This is a genomic window from Spiroplasma endosymbiont of Tipula paludosa, from assembly GCF_964264785.1.
Taxonomy (GTDB): domain Bacteria; phylum Bacillota_I; class Bacilli_A; order Mycoplasmatales; family Nriv7; genus Nriv7.
Genome location: NZ_OZ183484.1, coordinates 811,888 through 834,230, shown reverse-complemented (window position 1 = coordinate 834,230; position 22,343 = coordinate 811,888). Strand labels below are relative to the sequence as shown.

29 protein-coding genes are annotated in these 22,343 nt (G+C 27.2%); 17 read left to right on the top strand and 12 right to left on the bottom strand.

Translation table 4 applies throughout. The features are described from left to right. Window positions 1-150: 150 nt before the first annotated feature. The 12 genes from ACFEL5_RS04940 to ACFEL5_RS04885 all read left to right on the top strand — a co-directional run bounded on the left by ACFEL5_RS04940 (window position 151) and on the right by ACFEL5_RS04885 (window position 8,858). Window positions 151-879, top strand: coding sequence for a class I SAM-dependent methyltransferase (locus tag ACFEL5_RS04940; protein ID WP_375315117.1), 729 nt, complete (start codon window positions 151-153; stop codon window positions 877-879). A gap of 77 nt (window positions 880-956) precedes the next feature. Beyond that, a complete protein-coding gene (gene upp / locus ACFEL5_RS04935; RefSeq protein WP_338966889.1) occupies window positions 957-1,583 on the top strand; it encodes a uracil phosphoribosyltransferase in 627 nt (208 codons plus the stop codon). Window positions 1,584-1,592: 9 nt separating this feature from the next. Then, window positions 1,593-2,006: an MG406 family protein gene (locus ACFEL5_RS04930; RefSeq protein ID WP_375315116.1), complete on the top strand. Its 414-nt coding sequence runs from the start codon at window positions 1,593-1,595 to the stop codon at window positions 2,004-2,006. 1 nt (window position 2,007) lies between these two features. Continuing rightward, the gene (locus ACFEL5_RS04925) at window positions 2,008-2,742 is read left to right on the top strand and encodes a F0F1 ATP synthase subunit A (protein WP_375315115.1); all 735 of its coding nucleotides are present in this window, start codon (window positions 2,008-2,010) and stop codon (window positions 2,740-2,742) included. A gap of 287 nt (window positions 2,743-3,029) precedes the next feature. Beyond that, entirely contained in the window at window positions 3,030-3,311 is a 282-nt protein-coding gene (gene atpE, locus ACFEL5_RS04920) for an ATP synthase F0 subunit C (protein ID WP_342277544.1), read from the top strand. 13 nt (window positions 3,312-3,324) lie between these two features. Continuing rightward, window positions 3,325-3,861, top strand: a complete 537-nt coding sequence (gene atpF / locus ACFEL5_RS04915) for a F0F1 ATP synthase subunit B (RefSeq protein ID WP_342189724.1) — start codon at window positions 3,325-3,327, stop codon at window positions 3,859-3,861. 11 nt (window positions 3,862-3,872) lie between these two features. Further along, window positions 3,873-4,397 (top strand): F0F1 ATP synthase subunit delta, encoded by a 525-nt coding sequence (locus ACFEL5_RS04910; protein WP_338966879.1) that lies wholly within the window; start codon window positions 3,873-3,875, stop codon window positions 4,395-4,397. Window positions 4,398-4,411: 14 nt separating this feature from the next. Next, window positions 4,412-6,022: a F0F1 ATP synthase subunit alpha gene (atpA, locus tag ACFEL5_RS04905; protein WP_338966876.1), complete on the top strand. Its 1,611-nt coding sequence runs from the start codon at window positions 4,412-4,414 to the stop codon at window positions 6,020-6,022. A 5-nt stretch (window positions 6,023-6,027) separates the two neighbouring features. Further along, the gene (atpG, locus tag ACFEL5_RS04900; protein WP_338966874.1) at window positions 6,028-6,864 is read left to right on the top strand and encodes an ATP synthase F1 subunit gamma; all 837 of its coding nucleotides are present in this window, start codon (window positions 6,028-6,030) and stop codon (window positions 6,862-6,864) included. A gap of 14 nt (window positions 6,865-6,878) precedes the next feature. Then, complete coding sequence (atpD, locus tag ACFEL5_RS04895) at window positions 6,879-8,297, top strand: F0F1 ATP synthase subunit beta (RefSeq protein WP_338966871.1); 1,419 nt, start codon at window positions 6,879-6,881, stop codon at window positions 8,295-8,297. 4 nt (window positions 8,298-8,301) lie between these two features. Further along, complete coding sequence (locus ACFEL5_RS04890; RefSeq protein WP_338966869.1) at window positions 8,302-8,619, top strand: F0F1 ATP synthase subunit epsilon; 318 nt, start codon at window positions 8,302-8,304, stop codon at window positions 8,617-8,619. A 17-nt stretch (window positions 8,620-8,636) separates the two neighbouring features. Beyond that, entirely contained in the window at window positions 8,637-8,858 is a 222-nt protein-coding gene (locus tag ACFEL5_RS04885; RefSeq protein WP_342189723.1) for a hypothetical protein, read from the top strand. 56 nt (window positions 8,859-8,914) lie between these two features. Here ACFEL5_RS04885 and hpt read toward each other — a convergent pair whose 3' ends face one another. The 4 genes from hpt to ACFEL5_RS04865 form a co-directional block, all read right to left on the bottom strand. Then, window positions 8,915-9,478 carry a hypoxanthine phosphoribosyltransferase gene (gene hpt / locus ACFEL5_RS04880; RefSeq protein ID WP_342189722.1) on the bottom strand — a complete coding sequence of 188 codons (564 nt, stop codon included), beginning with the start codon at window positions 9,476-9,478 and terminating at the stop codon, window positions 8,915-8,917. 212 nt (window positions 9,479-9,690) lie between these two features. After that, window positions 9,691-10,563 carry a hypothetical protein gene (locus ACFEL5_RS04875; protein WP_375315114.1) on the bottom strand — a complete coding sequence of 291 codons (873 nt, stop codon included), beginning with the start codon at window positions 10,561-10,563 and terminating at the stop codon, window positions 9,691-9,693. Window positions 10,564-10,587: 24 nt separating this feature from the next. Next, window positions 10,588-10,833, bottom strand: a complete 246-nt coding sequence (locus tag ACFEL5_RS04870; RefSeq protein ID WP_338968042.1) for a hypothetical protein — start codon at window positions 10,831-10,833, stop codon at window positions 10,588-10,590. Between the two features lie 9 nt (window positions 10,834-10,842). Continuing rightward, a complete protein-coding gene (locus ACFEL5_RS04865) occupies window positions 10,843-11,169 on the bottom strand; it encodes a hypothetical protein (RefSeq protein ID WP_375315113.1) in 327 nt (108 codons plus the stop codon). A gap of 157 nt (window positions 11,170-11,326) precedes the next feature. Between ACFEL5_RS04865 and ACFEL5_RS04860 the strand changes: the two genes are divergently transcribed. Next, window positions 11,327-12,271, top strand: coding sequence for an IS30 family transposase (locus ACFEL5_RS04860; protein ID WP_338966716.1), 945 nt, complete (start codon window positions 11,327-11,329; stop codon window positions 12,269-12,271). Here ACFEL5_RS04860 and ACFEL5_RS04855 read toward each other — a convergent pair. Then, on the bottom strand, window positions 12,255-12,824 hold the full coding sequence (locus tag ACFEL5_RS04855; protein WP_375315112.1) for a hypothetical protein: 570 nt from the start codon (window positions 12,822-12,824) through the stop codon (window positions 12,255-12,257). The two genes, ACFEL5_RS04860 and ACFEL5_RS04855, sit on opposite strands and share 17 nt — an antisense overlap. Before the next feature lie 355 nt (window positions 12,825-13,179). Between ACFEL5_RS04855 and ACFEL5_RS04850 the strand changes: the two genes are divergently transcribed. Continuing rightward, the gene (locus ACFEL5_RS04850) at window positions 13,180-13,401 is read left to right on the top strand and encodes an integrase core domain-containing protein (RefSeq protein ID WP_375315770.1); all 222 of its coding nucleotides are present in this window, start codon (window positions 13,180-13,182) and stop codon (window positions 13,399-13,401) included. A 333-nt stretch (window positions 13,402-13,734) separates the two neighbouring features. On the opposite strand, the gene ACFEL5_RS04845 is transcribed toward ACFEL5_RS04850, so the two are convergent. The 5 genes from ACFEL5_RS04845 to ACFEL5_RS04825 form a co-directional block, all read right to left on the bottom strand. Then, complete coding sequence (locus ACFEL5_RS04845; protein ID WP_375315111.1) at window positions 13,735-14,532, bottom strand: TIGR00282 family metallophosphoesterase; 798 nt, start codon at window positions 14,530-14,532, stop codon at window positions 13,735-13,737. Window positions 14,533-14,546: 14 nt separating this feature from the next. Further along, the gene (gene ylxM / locus ACFEL5_RS04840) at window positions 14,547-14,873 is read right to left on the bottom strand and encodes a YlxM family DNA-binding protein (RefSeq protein WP_338967493.1); all 327 of its coding nucleotides are present in this window, start codon (window positions 14,871-14,873) and stop codon (window positions 14,547-14,549) included. A gap of 7 nt (window positions 14,874-14,880) precedes the next feature. Next, on the bottom strand, window positions 14,881-15,852 hold the full coding sequence (gene ftsY, locus ACFEL5_RS04835; RefSeq protein ID WP_338967491.1) for a signal recognition particle-docking protein FtsY: 972 nt from the start codon (window positions 15,850-15,852) through the stop codon (window positions 14,881-14,883). Window positions 15,853-15,875: 23 nt separating this feature from the next. Continuing rightward, window positions 15,876-17,015 (bottom strand): tRNA 2-thiouridine(34) synthase MnmA, encoded by a 1,140-nt coding sequence (gene mnmA, locus ACFEL5_RS04830; protein ID WP_338967488.1) that lies wholly within the window; start codon window positions 17,013-17,015, stop codon window positions 15,876-15,878. Window positions 17,016-17,689: 674 nt separating this feature from the next. Then, window positions 17,690-19,198, bottom strand: coding sequence for a hypothetical protein (locus ACFEL5_RS04825; RefSeq protein ID WP_375315110.1), 1,509 nt, complete (start codon window positions 19,196-19,198; stop codon window positions 17,690-17,692). 156 nt (window positions 19,199-19,354) lie between these two features. On the opposite strand from ACFEL5_RS04825, the gene ACFEL5_RS04820 reads away from it, so the two are divergent. The 3 genes from ACFEL5_RS04820 (at window position 19,355) to ACFEL5_RS04810 (ending at window position 21,246) form a co-directional block, all read left to right on the top strand. Then, window positions 19,355-20,299, top strand: coding sequence for an IS30 family transposase (locus ACFEL5_RS04820; protein WP_338966716.1), 945 nt, complete (start codon window positions 19,355-19,357; stop codon window positions 20,297-20,299). Window positions 20,300-20,428: 129 nt separating this feature from the next. Further along, entirely contained in the window at window positions 20,429-20,821 is a 393-nt protein-coding gene (locus ACFEL5_RS04815) for a transposase family protein (RefSeq protein ID WP_375315019.1), read from the top strand. 2 nt (window positions 20,822-20,823) lie between these two features. Then, the gene (locus ACFEL5_RS04810; protein WP_342224593.1) at window positions 20,824-21,246 is read left to right on the top strand and encodes a transposase family protein; all 423 of its coding nucleotides are present in this window, start codon (window positions 20,824-20,826) and stop codon (window positions 21,244-21,246) included. On the opposite strand, the gene ACFEL5_RS04805 is transcribed toward ACFEL5_RS04810, so the two are convergent. Together ACFEL5_RS04805 and ACFEL5_RS04800 are read right to left on the bottom strand one after the other, a co-directional pair. Further along, window positions 21,206-21,454 (bottom strand): hypothetical protein, encoded by a 249-nt coding sequence (locus ACFEL5_RS04805; RefSeq protein ID WP_375315109.1) that lies wholly within the window; start codon window positions 21,452-21,454, stop codon window positions 21,206-21,208. The two genes, ACFEL5_RS04810 and ACFEL5_RS04805, sit on opposite strands and share 41 nt — an antisense overlap. Before the next feature lie 256 nt (window positions 21,455-21,710). Then, complete coding sequence (locus ACFEL5_RS04800; RefSeq protein ID WP_375315037.1) at window positions 21,711-22,196, bottom strand: UPF0236 family transposase-like protein; 486 nt, start codon at window positions 22,194-22,196, stop codon at window positions 21,711-21,713. Window positions 22,197-22,343 lie beyond the last annotated feature (147 nt).

Below are 22,343 nucleotides of genomic sequence, written 5' to 3'. Positions count from 1 at the left end.
CCTAAGGTAATTTACTTTAGGTTTTTTAATTTGAAGATTTTTTTGTTATTGGAAAAAAATGATTGAGTACTAAAATAAGTTTATATAATTATTAATGATATAATATATTGATATAATATATTGAAAAATTGACTTAGGAGTAGAAAAGTAATGAAACAAAATAAATATGATGATCCAATTTTTTTTGATAAATATAAACAAATGGCAAGAAGTGTTGATGGTTTGAAAGCAGCTGGGGAGTGACATATATTTCAAAAGTTGTTACCGAGTTTAAATAATAAAAGGGTTTTAGATTTAGGATGTGGATTTGGTTGGCATTGTCAATATGCTGTTGAGCAAGGGGCATCATCAGTAGTAGGAATTGATATCTCAGAAAAAATGCTAAATGTAGCAAGAGAAATGACGCCAATTGAAATTCAATATTTGCAAATGCCAATTGAAGATATTAATTTTCTTGCAAATTCATTTGATGTTGTTATTAGTTCGTTAGCATTTCATTATATTGCGTCTTTTAGTAATATTTGTGCTAAAGTTTATGAATGTTTAGCAATTGGTGGTGCTTTTGTTTTTTCAGTTGAGCATCCGATATTTACTGCTAATTCCAATCAACAATGATGTGTTGATAATAACGATAAGCGGTTACATTGACCAATTGATAATTATTTTGATGAGGATATCCGAAAAACCAATTTCTTGGAAGTGGAAGTTTTGAAATATCATCGGACACTTACTACTTATATTAATACTTTAATTGAATGTGGTTTTAAAATAATAAGTGTTATTGAACCACAACCTGATAATGAGTTATTAAAAACAGATCTTTTAATGCAAGATGAATTGCGAAGACCTATGATGTTAATAATCTCTGTTAGCAAGTAATTTTTTTGCAATCATTATTATTTTTTATTACTAAAAATATAAGAAAGTAGTATAATTCTTAATAGGAGTGAAACAATATGGCACTATTTATTATTAAACATCCTTTAATTGATGATAAGTTAACAAGGTTACGAAAAAAAGATACGAATAGTAAGATTTTTAAAGAAAATGTTAATGAAATTACTAGGTTAATGGCTTATGAAGTTTTTCAGGATTTAAAGTTACAAGAAATTTCAATTGAAACGCCAATAGTTGCGACTACTGGTAAAAAAATTGCCCAAGATATTATTCTTGTTCCAGTTTTAAGAGCGGGTTTAGGAATGGTTGATGGAATGTTGGGATTGGTTCCTAATGCTAAAATTGGTCATATTGGTATTTATCGTGATGAAAAATCTTTGCAACCTAAGAAGTATTTAGAAAAAAAACCTAATAATGTGGAAAATAGTTATACAGTAATTTTGGATCCAATGTTAGCAACGGGTGGCACGGCAATAGCTGCAATTGATATTATTAAACAATGAAAAGTATCACATAATATTAAGTTTATTTGTTTATTAGCTGCCCCAGAAGGAATTGCAAAACTGGAAAAAGCGCATCCTGATATTAACATTTATACAGCTGCAGTTGATGAAAAGCTTAATGAAAACGGTTATATTGTTCCGGGTCTTGGTGATGCGGGAGATCGTTATTTTGATACACAGTAGATAGTTATAATGAAAAATATTAATTGGAAATATGAAAAACAAATAATGATTGTTTTTGGGTTGTTAATTTTTATTGGACTATTAGTAACAACAATTTTTACTATAATTAATTATTTATCTTGAAATTTGATTACTGGTTTTGTTACAACAAGTATTTTTAGTTTGTTGAATTATTTGTTGTTAACTTTTTTAACTTCGTATGTTATCCAAACAGGTCAATCAATTAATAAATTAGGAATAGGACTACTTTTTTTATTGCGAGTATTATTATATTTAATTCCTGTTCTGATTATTATGCTATTTAATGAATATTTTAATATTTTTAGTAGTATTTTTGGTTTAATACTTGCTTTTATTGCAACTTTAATTGTTAATATGTATAATGCTTTGATAGAAAAGAGGAACTTGAAGGATGAATCTTAAAATGTATGCAAGTTTTGAATTGTGAGATCCGTGAAAACTTGTTCCGCAAATAACAACGATTATTTTAACAACTTTAATTATTATTATTATCACTTTAATATACTTTTTTAAAGTAAAAAAACTTGATCCTAAAGCTGAACCGCGAGGGTTAGTATTAATTGTGGAACTTTGTGTTAAAGGTGTTGAAAATTTAGTTATTAGTATTTTAGGACCGAGTTTTAAATGATTAACATTATATTTCTTATATTTGTTGTCATACATTATTGTTGGTAATTTGTTAGCAATTGTTGGGTTTGAATCGCAGATGACATCGTATACAACAACATTTGCGATGGGATTAGTAACATTTATCGGGATTTATATTTTTGGCATTAAATTTCAAAGATTAGCTTTTTTTAAACGATATTTAAATCCATTAGAATTGTTAACGCAATTTGTGCCATTGGTTTCCATTTCATTTCGACTTTTTGGAAATATTTTAGGTGGCAGTATTATTATGGCGTTATTGTATCAATTTAGTGATTTAATTTCCCGACAAGTTCCAATTATTGGTCAAGTGAATTTTTTAGCAGGATTTTTAGCACCATTTTTTGATTTTTACTTTGATATCTTTTTTGGTGTTATTCAAGCGGTTATTTTTTCAATTTTAACATTAGTTTATTGAAAATTAGAAATTGGTGATGAAAAATCCGGTAGTAAAGAAGGTGCTATTAATAGGCGTGAAGCTGATGGATAATTGTTGCATTTAGTTCACAAAATATTTAATATAATAGACTTGGTACATAACCTTTAATTTTATCTACTATTTTGATAATTATTTTTTAGATGAAATACAAATGTTAGATAAATACAAAAGACTTGGTACATAACCTTTAATTTTATCTACTATTTTGATAATTATTTTTTAGATGAAATACAAATGTTAGATAAATACAAAGATAAAAATGAATTTTATAGTTTAGTCGGCATAAAATGTTATAGTTATGTACCAAGTCTAATGTCTAAAAGGAGGATAAATAGATGATGAGTGTGGAAATAATAAATAGTATTAATACTGTAGGAGCGATTTTGGCTAGTGGTGATGTTTCATGAGGCAAATTTATTGGAGCAGGGATTGCTGTTTTAGGTTGTTTTGGTGCGGGGATTGGTCAAGGTTATGCTGCTGGTAAAGCTGCTGAGGCGGTAGGAAGAAATCCAGAAGCTAATGGTAAGATTAGAACAATGTTAATTATTGGTTGTGCCATTGCAGAAACTGGCGCTATTTATAGTCTTGTTATTGCTTTAATTTTGATATTTGTTGCGTAAGGAATAAGATTAGATGTTGTTAAGTTATTTAGCAATTTTTTATAAAATTGAACAAGAAAATATTATTAATCAATTATTTCCTAATGTGTGGGTATTCATTGCTCATATTTTAGCAACTGTTGTTTTATTAGTTGTTTTAGGTTTTTTTCTTTATAAACCTTTTAAACAATTAATGCGAAAGCGAAGAAGTATTATTAAAGATTTAATTGATGATGCGATTAGGAAACAAACACAAGCAACAAAGTATGAAACAGAAGCTAATTCGTTATTAAAGGATTCTAAAATGCAATCACAACAAATTATTGATGATGCTAAAGTGGAAGCTTTAACGCAAAGACAAGAAATTATTAATCAAGCGAGCATTGAGGCGAAGTTAATTGATGAACAGTCGCAAAGAGATATTTTAAAAGAGCGGATTAAAGCGGAAGAAAACATTCGTCAAGAGATTATTGATGTTGCTTTTAATATGGCACAAAATATTTTGGAAAAAGAGATTGATCGTGAACAAAATGAAGTTTTGATTGATGATTTTATTAAACAATTAGATTAGGAGTTAGTTTAATGATTCAAAATTGAGCATGAGCACTACTAAAGCTAGGCGAAGAAGAAAAACAACTTGACATTATGTTAAGGCAATCAATTCATTTAATTAAATTATTTTTTGAATATCCACGAATTATTGATATTTTGTCAACACATAATTTAGAAAAACAAAAACAAAAAAAGATTATTGATAAAATTTTTCAAGATAAAGCTAATGATATTTTTGTTAATTTTTTTAAATTATTAATTGATCGCAATAATTTTCGGCAAGTAAGATTAATTCTTAAAGTGTTTCGTAATCTGTGCAATGAAAGAGCAAATGTTTTTTATGGGATTGTTTTTTCAACGATAAAATTGCAAGAAGAAGTTATTGATAAAATTGAGAAGAAAATTGGAAAAATTTTACAACAAAAAGTGGAATTAATTAATAAAATTGATCTTAGTTTAATTGCGGGTATAAAAGTAAAAGTTCAAGATCAAATTTTTGATGGTTCAATAAAAGGACGATTATTAGCAATGAAACGAAATATTGAAAATAAGTAAGGCAGGTGATATTGATGTCATTTAAGGTAAATGAAATTGCTGATGTAATTAAAAGTCAAATTAAACATTATGGTAAAAAGATGGAATTAAGTGAAGAAGGGAGTGTTATTAGCGTCGGTGATGGAATTGCTGTGCTTCATGGTTTAGATAAAGCGATGCTGGGTGAATTATTACTTTTTGATAATGATGTTTATGGAATGGTTTTAAACTTAGAAGAAGATGCTGTCGGTGTTGTTTTAATGGGTGATGATACTTATATTAAGGAAGGCGATGCTGTTAAACGCACGAAACAAGTTGTTGAAACTGTTGTTGGTGATGAGTTACTAGGAAGAGTTGTTAATGCCTTAGGACAACCGATTGATGGTAAAGGTGCGATTAAAAGTAAAAAGAAACGCCCTGTTGAAAGAATTGCTCCGGGGGTTATGACGCGACAATCAGTTGATGAATCATTACAAACAGGTATTTTAGCAATTGATGCGATGATTCCTATTGGTAAAGGACAACGAGAATTAATTATTGGTGATCGCCAAACTGGTAAAACCGCCATTGCGATTGATACGATTTTGAATCAAAAAGGGAAAGATGTTAATTGTGTTTATGTTGCCATTGGTCAAAAATCTTCTACTGTTGCCCAAATTGTGGAACGATTAAAACAAACGGGAGCAATGAGTTATACGACGATTGTTGCTGCTGGAGCCAGTGAATTAGCACCATTACAATATTTAGCACCATATACGGGTATTACTATTGCTGAGGAATGAATGGAACAAGGGAAAGATGTTTTAATTGTTTATGATGATTTAAGTAAGCATGCGGTTGCATATCGGACAATGGCCTTGTTGTTACGAAGACCACCAGGGCGAGAAGCATATCCCGGTGATGTTTTTTACTTGCATTCACGATTGTTAGAACGAGCAGCAAGATTAAATAAAGATAATGGTAATGGTTCAATTACAGCGTTACCAATTATTGAAACGCAAGCTGGTGATATTTCAGCTTATATTCCGACAAATGTTATTTCTATTACGGATGGTCAAATTTTTTTAACTAGTCAATTATTTAATGCGGGGATTCGTCCCGCTGTTGATCTTGGACTTTCAGTTTCGCGAGTTGGTAGTGCTGCGCAAATTAAGGCCATTAAGCAGGTTGCGGGAACATTAAAGTTAGAATTAGCACAATATAATGAATTGCAAGCTTTTGCCCAATTTGGTTCGGACTTAGATGAGATGACAAAAAGAGTTTTAGAACATGGACAACGAGCGATTGATATTTTAAAACAAACGCAATATAATCCATTATCACAAACTAATCAAGCAATTTTATTATTAGCAATTAATTTACGAAGAATTCAATGAATTCCTTTAGATAAGATTTTATTGTTTAAAGAAAATATTATTACTTATTTTAAAAATAATAAAGAAGCTCATAAGATATATCAGGAATTAAAAAAAGTTAAAACCTTTTCTAAAGAGTTAAAAAGTAAAGTTGATACGGAAATTATTAAAGTAGTTTATCATTTAGTTAGTAAAATTGATAAATATGAAATTACGAGTTATGGGACAAAAGAACAATGAGAATTGTTATTGATTCAAGGTAAAATTAAAGTTAAAAAAGGTCGTCATTAATAGTTATGCCACAAGATTTTCGGATTAAAAATCGTATTCAAACAATTAATACGATTGGTAAAATTTCTCGTGCTTTACAATTAGTATCAACAGCAAAATTGAAAAAAGCTAGTAAAAGAATTCAAGAGATTAGACCTTATAGTGAAGAAATGTATGATGTTTTTCATCATATTATTAGCAATACTAATGATTCTATATATTTACAAAAAGATGCTGGTTCCCATTTTCGAACAGTATGAATTATTATTAATTCTAATATTGGTCTTTGTGCTGGTTATAACTATAATATTCATAAATTAGTCATCCCAGAAATTAAAAAAAGTGATTTATTAATTGTAATTGGTGCGAAAGGGATTAGTTATTATCAAAATCGTGATTATAATGTCATTAGTAGTTATTCTAATTTAGATTTAAATTTTGAATATCATCAAGCACAAGAAATTGGCTTTCAAGTTTTAAGTATGTTTAATAATAAAGAAATTGAACGGATTAAATTAGTTTATACAAAATTTATTAATAGTATTTCGTTTCAACCAACAGTATTGCAGTTGTTACCAATTGCTAAAATTAATACTCAGCAAAATTCATTGTTTGAGTTTGAACCGGATGCGCAAACGGTATTAGAAACAACAATTTTATTATATTTAAATACTATTATTTATAGTGCCATTAGTGAATCGCAAGTATCGGAACAAGCATCAAGAAGGTTAGCAATGGAAAATGCTACTAATAATGCTAATGAGTTGAAAGATAATTTAACATTGCAATATAATCGTTCTCGTCAAGCTAAAATAACGCAAGAGATTGCGGAAATTATTGCAGCGGCTGATAGTACAAATTAGGAAAGGAGATAATTATGAAAAAAGTTGAAAAACAAAAGCATAATGAAGGTAAAGTTATTCAAATTTTAGGACCAGTTATTGATATTCGTTTTTCGCATAACAATTTACCTAATTTGTATAATGCTGTGGAAATTGATAATAATGGTGAAAAGTTAGTTGTTGAAGTAATGCAAGCATTAGGCGATGATATTGTGAGAACAATTTCAATGGGACCAACAGAAGGATTAACTAGAGGTTTAAAAGCGATTGATACTGGAAAAGCAATTATGGTTCCCGTAGGAAAAGAAACTTTAGGAAAAATTTTTAATGTTTTAGGTGAACCGTTAGATGGTTCAATAATTCCCAAAGGAACCCGAAGAATGCCAATTCATCGTGTTGCTCCGAGTTATGAAGAACAAAGCACAACAGCGGAAATTTTAGAGACGGGAATAAAAGTAATTGATTTGTTAGTTCCATATGCTCGTGGTGGTAAGATTGGTCTTTTTGGTGGAGCTGGTGTTGGTAAAACGGTTTTGGTGCAAGAATTAATTAATAACATTGCTAAAGAACATGGTGGAATTTCTGTTTTTGCTGGTGTTGGTGAACGAACTCGTGAAGGGAATGATTTATATTATGAAATGATTGAAGCTAATGTTATTAATAAAACGGCATTAGTTTTTGGACAAATGAATGAACCTCCGGGTGCTAGAATGCGCGTGGCATTAACAGGATTAACAATGGCTGAGTATTTTCGTGATGAGCAAAATCAAGATGTGTTATTGTTTATTGATAATATTTTTCGTTTTACGCAAGCTGGAAGTGAAGTTTCGGCTTTATTAGGAAGAATGCCTTCAGCAGTAGGTTATCAGCCAACTTTAGCAACAGAAATGGGAGCTTTACAAGAAAGAATTACTTCAACAAAGAAAGGTTCAATTACATCGGTACAAGCAATTTATGTTCCCGCTGATGATTTAACCGATCCGGCGCCAGCAACTACTTTTAGTCATTTAGATGCTAGAACGGTATTAGATCGTAGTATTGCGGCTTTAGGGATTTATCCAGCGATTGACCCTTTAAGTTCTTCTTCGCGATTATTAGATCCAGAAGTTGTTGGTCAAGAACATTATCAAGTTGCTAGAAAAGTGCAACAAATTTTACAAAGATTTAAAGAATTACAAGATATTATTGCAATTTTGGGAATGGAAGAATTATCAGATGAAGATAAATTGCTTGTTAATCGTGCTAGAAAGATTCGAAATTTTTTATCCCAGTCATTTTCGGTTGCTGAAAAATTTACGGGAATGAAAGGTAGTTATGTTCCGATAGCAAAAACGATTCAAGGTTTTAAAGAAATATTAGCTGGTAAACATGATAAATTACCAGAACAAGCGTTTTTGTTTGTTGGTAGCATTGAAGAAGCGATTGCTAAGGCTAAAGAATTAGCAGAGGGTTAAAGTAATGGCGATAAAACTAAAAATTATAACACCATTAGGAATTTTCTTTGATGATGTTGTTGAAATTGTAACTGTTAAAACTACTGAAGGTTATATCGGAATTTTAGAACAACATATTCCTATTGTTGCTAATTTAGAAATAGCACAAATGTTTGTTAAACAACATAAAAAAACTTATAAGTTACTTATTTCTTCGGGAATATTATATTCAACAAAGAAAGAAGTTAAAATTTTAACTGATTATATTGAATATGATGATAAAGCGAAAGATCATTTATTACAGTTAGCAAAAGATCGGCATACTAAGATGACTAATTTTTAGTAGAAGGGAGTTTATTTGTGGATACGGCGTTATCAATTCATTTAATTAAAATTGCGATTTATTTAATTGCTTTTTTGTTTTCTAGTTTGGGAACTAGTGCTGTATTATGAAATAGCATTTTGAATCCTAAAAAACCTCGTGAGGCGTTGCTATTTTATTTTCTTGTTACCTTGGCGTTAACATATTTGGTGGGTAGTTTGTTTATTGCTTTTCTAGGGATTGAATTGTGAATAAAGTAATAATTTAATTAAAATACCTAACATTGTATAATGTTAGGTATTTTTGTTTAGAGAAATTATTGTTTTTCTAGGAGGGCTATTTTTTCCATATCAGCAATGGCAACATAAGGTAAGTTACGGAGTTTTTCTTGATAATCAAGACCATAACCAATAAGAAATTCTTGGGGGGCTTTAAAACCGGTTCAATCAGCGTTAAGTTCTACCTTTCTTCCTTTAGTTTTGTCTAATAATGTTACCATTTTTACGGTTTTAGCTCCTTTTAGAAATAAATATTCTTTGATGGTTAGTAAACTGGCACCACTTTCAATGATATCTTCAATAATTAAAATATCACGATTAGTAATATCTTGGTTAATGTCCATAATAATTTGCGGTGTGCTACTAGCTTCGGTTCCACCGTGGAAAGAAGCAATCGCCATAAAGTCAATTTCACATTCAATTGTTAAGTGACTAATAAATTCAGCTAAAAACGGAATACATCCTTTAAGAATTCCTAAAATAATAATTGTTGAGTCGTTAGCTTGATAGTATTTACTAATTTCTAATGCTAACGCTTTAGTTCGTTCAATTATTTGTTGATGGGTAAATAAAATTTCTTTAACCGCAGGATGTTTTTCCATTAATAAGCTCCTTATTTTTTTAGATATGTTAATATTTTACCGTTTTTTTGTTTATTTTAGTAGTTTTTTTAATCATTTTTTAATTTTCTTTTTTGAATAATTGTTTGCTTAGCAAATTTTGTATTATTAGGTAATAGGTGCTGTCAAGTATTTTTATTACTAGTAAAAGTAATCATAATTACTTCACTAGACTTGGTACATAACCTTTAATTTTATCTACTATTTTGATAATTATTTTTTAGATGAAATACAAATGTTAGATAAATACAAAGATAAAAATGAATTTTATAGTTTAGTCGGCATAAAATGTTATAGTTATGTACCAAGTCTAATGAGTTTTCAGGTTCAAAACTACGAATTAAAGTAAATTTACTATTTTGTTTAAAACCATTTAATTCAATTGACATTTCACTCATATATTTAAAATTATCATCAAAGAAATTAAAAATGGGAACTCAATATAAATAACTATAATTAAATTTATCAAAATCTCGCCGTTGTATCATTAAATAATCTAACTTATCTTGAAACTGAGTATATTGATATTCACCATCATTTTTAGTTATTTTCGTAGGCAGCGGTTGTTCGTTATCTTTTTCTGGCAAAGGGGGCATTTCGGCAGAAAATAAAACTATACGATAAAGACTTGAAACTTTTTCAAATGAAATTTTAACATTAACAATTTCTTCGAGTCAATAACTATCAACATCATAAGTAAAATTATAAATACGATAACCATTTATTTTTTTATAAACACCATTTTTGTTATAAAGATTAGTAAATTCTGAACTAGCTAAATAAAATTGTTTTTGTGGTAATAGAAAATTAGGTAATAAAATATCACTTTTAGTAAAATCAATCATAACACTTTTTACATTAGGGATTATAATTAAACCACTATTCTTAATACTGGAAAACTCTAATTCACAACTATCTTCACATTGACTAGGATTTGTTGCTCGTTTTTCTCGTTTCATAAAAAATTGTTCCATATTAGGTTTTTGTGGTTGTTTTCTATCAAAGAAGGCACCCAGAGGGACTAAACCAATAAAAGCGATAACTAACCACGATATAAATTTATACATATTTATTTATCCTTTCTTCTGTGTTTAACTTCTTAAAATAAAGTATATTGTTGATAAAATGCAAATCGTTCCTAAAATTTGGAAAATCGGATGTTGGGAAAATAACCTTATCATTGGTTTAAACAAATCTAAAATTTTAATATTATTTGATAAAACTTTATTAAAATATTCTAAACCCTCACGCACATAGGCTCACAAACCTAAAAAGTCATTTAAAGCAAAAATAGAAAAAACAGCAACAAGAATAAATAATATTATTAATTTAAACATTTTAAATACCTACCTTTTTATTCGCCGCCCATGTTGATTAACTCACGGTCTGTTTTTAGGACTATTACCACTAAATTTCTTAATCGGACCACTAGATGATTTTTTCTTAGCTCCTCAATTAGCAACTGATTTTTGATATTTTTTACGATAACCAACTTTTGGTCGTTCGATATGAATACCTAAAATGCCACCAATTACAAGATTTATCACAAGCATAATTAGCGGAAAAATAATAATGCGAATATCTGTTCCAGGAATGGTTAAAGTTCAAATTAAATCAAAAACTTTATAAAACATATCGCCAATTAAACTAGCCATTTTTTCTAAGTTTTCCATTTTTTAAACTCCTTTACTTGTTTTTCTTCTTCAGATTATTTTTTAACTTGCTGAATTATACTTGTAAGTGCAAGTAAATAAAATTGCAAAAGATTTCATATAAAAATTTCATGATGCTAAGTTTATTTTAGAAAAAGTAAATTTAAGGAGTTTTTATATGGGATACAAACATCTTGGCATAGATGAAAGAATTTATATTGAGAATCAATTGAAATTTAAAGTAAAAATTAGTGAAATAGCTAAAAATCTTAATCGAAGTATTAGTACTATTAATCGAGAAGTTAATAGAAATAAAGATAATAATCATTATTTTTCATTAATTGCACAAAATAAAGCAGAAAATAGAAAACAATTACATGTTTATTTTCATAAATTTAAAAATAGAGAATTAGTAAAATATGTACAACAAAAATTATTATTAGGTTGATCGCCTGAACAAATTTATGGCAGAATTAAAAATTTTCATCAAGAATGAATTATTAGTTTTAAAACAATTTACAATTGAATTTATTCTGGATTACTTGAAAAGGTTACTAGTAAAAATTTAAGAAGAAAAGGTAAGAAACGAAAATCTCAAGAAAATCGGGGTAAATTTAATGGTAAATCCATTAAAGAACGAAATGTTAATAATCGCATAACTCTTGGCCATTGAGAAGGTGATACTGTAGTATCATCACGAGGTAAAAGTAAATCATGTTTAATAACTTTAGTTGAAAGAACATCAAGATTTACTTTAGCAATATTAGTTGAAAATAGAACTACTAAAGTTATTAACAAAAATATTAGTCATTATTTATCAATTCTTCCAAATAATCTTGTTAAGACTATAACATTTGATAGGGGTAAAGAATTTGCTAATTGACAACAACTTGAAAAAAATTTAAATGTGAAAATTTATTTTGCTGATGCATATTCACCTTGACAAAGAGGTACTAATGAAAATACTAATGGTTTAATTAGAGAAAAATTTCCTAAAAAATTTAATTTTTCAAACACTACTAAAAATGCAGTTCATAAATTTATATTGTCTTTAAACCAAAGACCAAGAAAAATACTAAATTATCTTTCGCCAATCGAATATTTGGTTAGAAAAATAATTTAGTTGCACTTAACTTTACAATTTGGCACTTAGTAAGTATCTTACTAAATTTTTCCATTTTTAAATATTCTAATGCTTCAATATCCATCACATTATCATTTCAAAATTTATGTTGATAATTATCATTCAAAGCACGATTACTTAATTCACGCAAGAATGATAAATATTTATTATCATAAAGGTTTAAAATTGACATCGGAATTTTCAATTTAAAGAAATAAATGTCTAATTCCGGAATGCTACGGTACTTGATTTTGCGACCTTTTTTATCATTTTTAGCATTAATCAGAGTTAATCGTCATTGTTCGTATTCGCTTACCGATTTAAAAGTGCCGTAAATAACTTGTAAATAGGGTCGGAAAATACTAACTGGTTTTTTTCTAATACCAACAATTATTGAATTCGCAATATCGCGAACTTTAACTCATATATGTTCAGCTCGTTGTCCGCTTGCTAATACGATATGGGTAAATTGTCGAGCCGAAGCAAAATATTCTTGGGCGCATAAAGTTTTGTTAGGTGGGTAAAGATTTGAATAATTTTGAAAGAAAAGCAACTAAAAATTTATTACCTTTTTACTTGAAAAATAATTAATAAAACAAAATATTTAATATTAACAAACATATTCTTAATAAAAGGTTATAAAAACTAAGTAAAATGCTTATAAAAACAACATTAAAATAATTTTTTACAACAAAAATCATACATAAGAAATATATACTTAATTTGCATATTGAAATAATTTATAGTAAATGACTATTTTTTCTTTTTTAAAAAATACCTAAGAAAACTAAACGCGACCCCTTCGTACTGATAATGCTCCAGAATTTACGACTACTAATTGAAGTAATAAAAAAGCATACAAAGTAAAAGAAAGACCTTTTACGGCCTTTCTTTCAAGGAATGGGGTTATCCATGAAACCACTCCAATTCGTTCGCCACAAAGTAACGGTAAAATTGAGCGGTTTCATCAACATTATACTAAATTATTTTATGTTAAGGATAAAAAACTAAATCAAAACGAACTACAACATTTCTTAAATCAATATTATTACTATTACAACTTCCAACGCTGTCATTCAGCATTACAAAATAAATCACCATTTCAAAAATTACAAGAATTAATAAATTAATTTCTCCTTTTTTAATATTTTTCTTGATTGTACTAAACATCTGTGGTATATTACAAAACTTAAAATCAGCTTTACTATTGAAAAAGTCATGAACAAAAATAATTAATTTGTTTTTATTAATATCAACTTGATAATTAGCCGACAAGGAAAAGCAATCACTCATTATTAATGAATGCTTTCTAATTTCGGGTTTTTGAATTGATAAAACTTCGCTAACACTAATTCTTAATAAATTATAAATTCGACGGAAAATAAAATATAAAACAAAAACAACGATAAATGCTAGTAAAAATCACATTCAATAATTTCGTAAAAAATTAATAAAAATCATAATTATTTAATAACCTTAGGATATTCTTTGTGTGGATTAATATTAATATTTTCAATTTTTATAACTTTATTAGTAATATCATCAATAAATAAAACAATACCATTAATTTGCCCCTCACCAATTGCTGGTTTAAATTTAATTGGCAAATTATTTTTCTGACGATAAATAACTTCCGTTGGATTAGCACCAATAATTGAATAATAAGCTCCCGTCATTCCAATATCAGTAATAAATCCTGTTCCTTTTGGCAAAATTCTCGCATCATTAGTTTGTACATGCGTATGCGTTCCTCATAATGCTGTAATCTTACCATCATAATTTCAAGCTAAAGCAATTTTTTCAGCACTTGCTTCAGCATGACAATCAACTAAGTGAATATCACTGTCATCTTCTTTTAAGAGCGTATCCATTTCAAAATATGCATTTTGTGATGAACCCATAAAAGCATTACCAATTAAATTGGTAACGCGAATTTTCTTATCTTTAACAGTAAATATTGAAGAACCTTTACCAGAATGGTAAGGATTACTATTTAATGGTCGTAAAATATCATCATTATCAATGATTAAATCTAACATATCCGGCTTATCAAATGTATGATTACCACCCGTAATCACATCAACCTTAATTCGCTTTAAAAAATTATAATGCTCTTTAATCATTGATTTTCCATGACTAATATTTTCTCCATTAACAATGACAAAATCAATTTGATAATCTTTTCTTAATGATGCTAAATATTCTTCTAAAATACTACGACCAACTTGACCATAAATATCACCAATAACTAAAATATTCATATTTTTCCTTCTTTCTAATCAATTTTTCTTAACTCAGCAATTAACATTTCCACATTTGCTTCCGTTTCATTTTCATAATATGCATATAATGTTTTTCGACGAATATCTTTTGCTAATAACTGCATCTTTTCTTCATAAGTATTTAGGATATTAATTATCTTACTAATCGCATCGTGAACAGCACTACGCGAAACATTTAATTCATTAGCAATCTCTTGTAATGAAAAATTTTCCATTAAATAAAGCGAAAAGTATTTTTGCTGTTTCGGTGTTAATAACTTACTATATAAATCATATAATAAATTTAATTCATTAGTCTTACTAATATCTCACATTTTCATCCTTATCCTATCTACTAGTAACTTCTTTTGTTGTTAATCCTTGAATATATTGTTCTAAATCAAATTCTTCCAAGTCATCAAGTTTTTCACCAAGACCAATATATTTTACAGGAATATTTAAACTTTCTTTAATCGCTAAAATAATTCCTCCCTTAGAAGAACCATCCATCTTGGTTAAAATAATTCCCGTAACTGGGGCTACCTCGGTAAAATTTTGTGCTTGGGAAATGCCATTTTGTCCCGTTGTGGCATCAACTACTAATAATGTTTCATGGGGGGCATCAATGATTACCTTTTGAATAACTTTATATATTTTATTTAATTCATTCATTAAATTAGTTTTAGTTTGTAACCTGCCCGCACTATCACAAAGAACAACATCAACTTCTAATTCTTGACCTTTTTTAATACCCGTATAAATAACACTAGCAGGATCTTGTTGTTCTTTACTAGGCACCACAATTGGCACTTGCAAGCGTTTTGCTCATTGCGATAATTGTTCAACAGCACCAGCTCTAAAAGTATCCCCTGCTACTAATAAAACTTTTTTATTTTGTTGTAATAGCAAATAAGCTAATTTAGCAATTGATGTTGTTTTACCAGCACCATTAACACCAACAACCAAAATAACATTTAATTGATTATCCAAAACATTTAAAGTCGTTGTAATAAACGAATTACTAGCATAAATAGCAAACATCTTATCAATAATAAGTTCATTAATTATTTCAGGATCCTTAATATTATTAATTCTAACTTCATTTTTAATTTCATTAACAATTTGCAATGCCATTTTAACGCCAACATCAGCTAAAATTAATGTATTTTCTAATTCTTCAAAATATGTTTCATCAATAACACGATGCTTAGTAACTAAAATCTGTAATTTTTGTAAAAAGGATTTTCGGGATTTATTCAACCCTTTTTCATATTTTAAAGAGCTTTTAGATAAAATTTTATCTTTTAATTTTTTTAACATTAATTCCTCCTAATATGCATAACTTATAAATAATTTAATAATTTATCATCATTAAATACTTGATCAATTACTCCACTACCTAAACAAACATCACCTTGATAAAATACTGCAACTTGCCCTGGAGTAAGAGCTCTTACCTTATTTGCAATAACAACATTAACACAATTATTATCTAATAATAATAATTTGACATCATAAGAAATTTGTTGATAACGAAACTTTGCTGTAATCGGTAAATTTAATAATGGTAAAGAATTATTAATTCAGTTAACATCAGTAACTAAACAACCATTAGCTCATAATCATTCCTTATCACTGCCACTAGCAACAAAAAGAATTTTTTGATGATAATCTTTACCAACAACAAAATAACGATTATTCATTCCTGATAAATCAATGCCCTTTCTTTGACCAATCGTATAATACATAATCCCTTGATGCGTCCCAATAACTTTATTACTTTTAATATCAACAATATTACCAACTTGGGCAGGAATATAATTTTGTAAAAATTGTTTAAAATTCCTTTTACCAATAAAACAAATTCCTGTTGAATCTTTTTTATTAGCTGTTACTAAATTTAATTTCTTAGCTAATTGCCTAACTTCCACTTTTTTAATATCGCCTAAAGGAAAAATAGTTTTTGCTAACTGTTCTTGATTTAATTGTGATAAAAAATAAGTTTGATCTTTTGTTTCATCCTTGGCTTTTAATAATTCATATTTTTTTGTTTCATCATTATATTTAACTTTAGCATAATGTCCCATAGCAATATAATCAGCATTTAACTTTTCCAATGCATAATTTAAAAAAGCAGAAAATTTAATATATTTATTACATAAAATATCAGGATTAGGGGTGCGTCCTTTTTTATATTCTTCTAAAAAATAAGTAAACACATATTGTCAATATTCCTCAACAAAATTAATACGATATAAATCAATATTTAATTGTTCAGCAACTTTTTTAGCATCTAAATAATCAACTTGCATTGGACAAATAGCATCGTTAATCGATTTATTTCCTAAAATATCATTATTTACTAATGAATCTCAATTACGCATAAATAATCCAATAACATCATATCCTTGTTGTTTTAATAAATATGCCGCAATGGAAGAATCCACTCCCCCACTCATACCAATAACAACTCGTCCTTTCATCAATTTCACCTTCTCAAATTTATTAACTTTCCCTATTAATTTTACAACAAATAGCAATAAATTACATCTTTTTATAATTTAGGAGTATTTTTAAGAAAAAATAATTAAAAATCCTAATAATAATGGATAATAATAATTTCTTATTATCACTATTATTATTAGGAACAAGGAAAATGATATCCTGTAATTTTATTGGTTTGTTTCTATTTTACCTTTTTCAGAATTTATTTTTAAAACTTAATTATTTTTCTAATGCTAACTATGAAATCAATATATTTTCTAAAATTTTATTCTAATTGCAATTTTTGTTATTTTAACATTGCATTACTTAATGGTTATTATATTGCAAAAACTATTGATGAAATTGTCTAATATTTGTTTGTAACTGTGCTTGATAATCTTTTTGTTTATATATCAGAACAATATTATATTTATTGATTTTTAAGCAAAAAAAATTAAAATCACAATAATAATTAAAGAAAGTGAAATTCCCAATACAGCGATTAAAGTCTTATTATTTAATTTTTTTGGCAACAAACAACTTGAAGTTAACTTTATTTTTTTGTTTCTTTTTGAAGTTTGTTTTTGTTTAGGATTTAAGTTTAACTGCTTTTTTTGTTGAAACAATTTCCGCATTCTTAAAAATTGCTCATTAGGTTTTTTTTGGAATTTCTTTATACGATGCGTTGGTTTTTGTCAAATAATATCTGATTCTGAACCTGAATCATCAAGTAATCCCCGATATTCTTCTTTCGCTTGTGGCTTTTCACTTTCTTGTCTTTTTGCAACAAGATCCTTTTTCTTCTTAGTCATATTATTCGTTCCCTTCTTAATTCCTCTTTTAAATAACAAAATCTATTATTTTTAACTAAACAAAGCGGTTTTTTGTCTTTTTTCTTCTTCTGTTTTCTGTTTTTGTTCTGTTTCTTCTTTACTGTTTTTTCTCTTGCTTGCTTTTCTTTTTCTTGTTGTCTTTTTTCTCTTGCTTGTTTTTCCTTCGCTTGTTGTGCTAACATTTGCTCTGCTACTTTGGCAGTTTCTGCTTCAAGGTTAAAAATTATACTCCGATCAAAACTAGTTCCTGCTTGTGGTTCATTAGATAATAATTCCTTTTGTGGAAATAGTTTTGGGGTGTCATTAAATTTATTTTTCGGTTTAGCACCTGTCGCATCTCATTGTGTTTCCAACCAAGTTGTCGTTGCTACTGAATCTACTTGCTCTGCGGATGGGTTTCAGACTGGTAAATCTTTTGCAATTTGTTGGTTATCATTATTTACTTGATGCAAAAAATTTGCATTTTTTTCATTATAATCATCGATTTGTGCAAATAATATGGCAATTTCACTTCGCGTTAAGGTTGGTTTGTTTTCTTTATCTCATCAACCTTTATTATGTTCTTTTTCAATCGTAATAATATTTTTAAAATAAAAATATGTCGTTTTATCCTCAATAAAATTTAAAGTAAAACAAGGCAACCCTTTGATTTCTCTCGTTGTACCAACTAAAACTAATTCTTTGCCATTATCAATTGTTTTTCCTAAACTAATCGCTGGCCGACCATATTTGTGGTCTCATAATTCACCACGATTAACATTAATAATCATTGCTAATTCTGCATCTTGGTTTTCTTTTCCTAATTGTAAAATAGTTAATTGTTCTAAATTTAATTTTCTTTCTTTAATATCAAGACTAGCAATTTTTTCTTTAATTTCTTTTGCTAATTTATCAATGTTGTTTTCATCAAAATTAATGATTTTTTCATATCATCATTTTGATTCTGCTTGAAATTCTTGTATATTTAAACTAATAAAACTTTCTTGTAAATTTTCAAATTCTTTTGGAATATTAGCTGCAGCAATTTTCCCTTTTAATTGTATAACTTCTTTAGAATCAATGCTTTGCTTTGCAAATCATTTTTCTGTTTTTTTAATCGCATCAATATTATGTTGCAGAGACGAATGAAGATGATGATGACTAAATGAATTTGATTTTTCTTCCTTGTTAGTAGGTTCTTTACAATGTAAATCTTTACTATGAGGTTTTAATTTCAATTTATGAGAATTTTTATCATTAGAATTTTTTTCTTTTGGGCGTTGATATTTTGGAATTTTCCGCTCTTTTTTTAAAAAACTTCTTTTTTCTTCGGTTTGTGATAAACTAAATTGTTGTAACGGCGCTTGCACATTACTAGCGGTTTTTTGTAAATTTATTTTTTCTTTTTTATTATATATGCTGAATTATACTTGTAAGTGCAAGTAAATAAAATTGCAAAAGATTTCATATAAAAATTTCATGATGCTAAGTTTATTTTAGAAAAAGTAAATTTAAGGAGTTTTTATATGGGATACAAACATCTTGGCATAGATGAAAGAATTTATATTGAGAATCAATTGAAATTTAAAGTAAAAATTAGTGAAATAGCTAAAAATCTTAATCGAAGTATTAGTACTATTAATCGAGAAGTTAATAGAAATAAAGATAATAATCATTATTTTTCATTAATTGCACAAAATAAAGCAGAAAATAGAAAACAATTACATGTTTATTTTCATAAATTTAAAAATAGAGAATTAGTAAAATATGTACAACAAAAATTATTATTAGGTTGATCGCCTGAACAAATTTATGGCAGAATTAAAAATTTTCATCAAGAATGAATTATTAGTTTTAAAACAATTTACAATTGAATTTATTCTGGATTACTTGAAAAGGTTACTAGTAAAAATTTAAGAAGAAAAGGTAAGAAACGAAAATCTCAAGAAAATCGGGGTAAATTTAATGGTAAATCCATTAAAGAACGAAATGTTAATAATCGCATAACTCTTGGCCATTGAGAAGGTGATACTGTAGTATCATCACGAGGTAAAAGTAAATCATGTTTAATAACTTTAGTTGAAAGAACATCAAGATTTACTTTAGCAATATTAGTTGAAAATAGAACTACTAAAGTTATTAACAAAAATATTAGTCATTATTTATCAATTCTTCCAAATAATCTTGTTAAGACTATAACATTTGATAGGGGTAAAGAATTTGCTAATTGACAACAACTTGAAAAAAATTTAAATGTGAAAATTTATTTTGCTGATGCATATTCACCTTGACAAAGAGGTACTAATGAAAATACTAATGGTTTAATTAGAGAAAAATTTCCTAAAAAATTTAATTTTTCAAACACTACTAAAAATGCAGTTCATAAATTTATATTGTCTTTAAACCAAAGACCAAGAAAAATACTAAATTATCTTTCGCCAATCGAATATTTGGTTAGAAAAATAATTTAGTTGCACTTAACTTTACAATTTGGCATTTATTATATTTATTTCATAATGAATTTTTATATATTAGACTTGGTACATAACCTTTAATTTTATCTACTATTTTGATAATATTATTTACTAGGTGAAGTACAAATGTTAGATAAATACAAAGACGAAAATGAATTTTATAGTCTAATAGGCATAAAATATAAAACTTTCATGAAAATGGTAGAAATTTTAAAAGAAGCTAAAGCTAAACAAAAACAAATTGGTGGTAGACCAAATAAATTATCAATAGAGCAAAGATTACTTATGACTTTAGAATACTGAAAAGAATATAGTACATATCGTATTATTGCAAAAAAATATAATATTAGTCATGTTAGTTGTATTCGTAATATCTTTTGAGTTGAAAATACTCTAATAAAAAATAGTCACTTTCATATACCTGGCAAAAAGATATTATTGGAACATAAAGTTACTAATAATAATTTATTAGCAATTGATGCTACAGAAATTCCAATTGAAAGAATTAAAAAAAACTAAAATTATTATTTTCTGGTAAGAAAAGGCAACATTCATTAAAATCGCAAATAATTATTGATTTATTTAACAATAAAATTATTTCAGTAGATTTTTGTTATGGCAGTATTCATGATTATAAGTTATTTTTAAAATCAAATACACTTATAAATCCAAAATTAGAATTAATTGCCGATTCAGGCTATCAAGGTTTGCAAAATGTTCATAAAAATACATTATTGCCAATTAAAAAGAGTAAAAATAATCCCTTAAATCCAGATAAAAAGGAATATAATAGCTTTTTAAGTAAAGTTAGAATTGCCATTGAACATGTTTTTGCTAGATTAAAAAGATTTAAAATACTAGTTTATCGTTATCGCAATAAGATTAGAAGATTTGGATTACGATTTAACTTAATTTCAGGAATATATAATTTTGAATTAAGCTAGTTATAGTTATGTACCAAGTCTTATATTCTTTTCAGTATTCTAAAGTCATAAGTAATCTTTGCTCTATTGATAATTTATTTGGTCTACCACCAATTTGTTTTTGTTTAGCTTTAGCTTCTTTTAAAATTTCTACCATTTTCATGAAAGTTTTATATTTTATGCCTATTAGACTATAAAATTCATTTTCGTCTTTGTATTTATCTAACATTTGTACTTCACCTAGTAAATAATATTATCAAAATAGTAGATAAAATTAAAGGTTATGTACCAAGTCTATTTCTTTTCTGATTTCTATTTCTGAATTAATATTTTCATTAATATAATAGACTTGGTACATAACTATAACATTTTATGCCGACTAAACTATAAAATTCATTTTTATCTTTGTATTTATCTAACATTTGTATTTCATCTAAAAAATAATTATCAAAATAGTAGATAAAATTAAAGGTTATGTACCAAGTCTAATGTAATACATTTAATTTGTTTAAATTTGCCATTCTTAACTGTAATAAGTTATTTAAATTCTTATGATTATATATTTTTGCTCCATATCCTAATTGTTGTTTTACTAAATGTGATACATCACTCTCGATGCTACAACCGATATTTCATTCTAAATTTTGATTATGAATGCCGTGCTTATTATTACTGAAATAATTACTCGCCCTCCTTAAATTTGTTTTAATATCTTTATTTAATTCATTTTTAGCGACATTACGAATGTTTTTTATCAATTCTTGATGATTTCCATTTTTATATAATTCAATTCAACTATTTAGTGTTAATTTGCGATTTTCAAAAATAATATTAAATGCCGTTTGTTTTAATTTTTTAATAGTGTGATAACCATCTAAAATATATCTAACATTACCAAAACTATTGGCAATTTCTCTAATTCAAGTAGCACCATCGCCACAAACAATTATTTTGTCATAATTAATATTCACATAATGTTTTTGTAATTCTCTAATAGACTTGGTACATAACCTTTAATTTTATCTACTATTTTGATAATTATTTTTTAGATGAAATACAAATGTTAGATAAATACAAAGATAAAAATGAATTTTATAGTTTAGTCGGCATAAAATGTT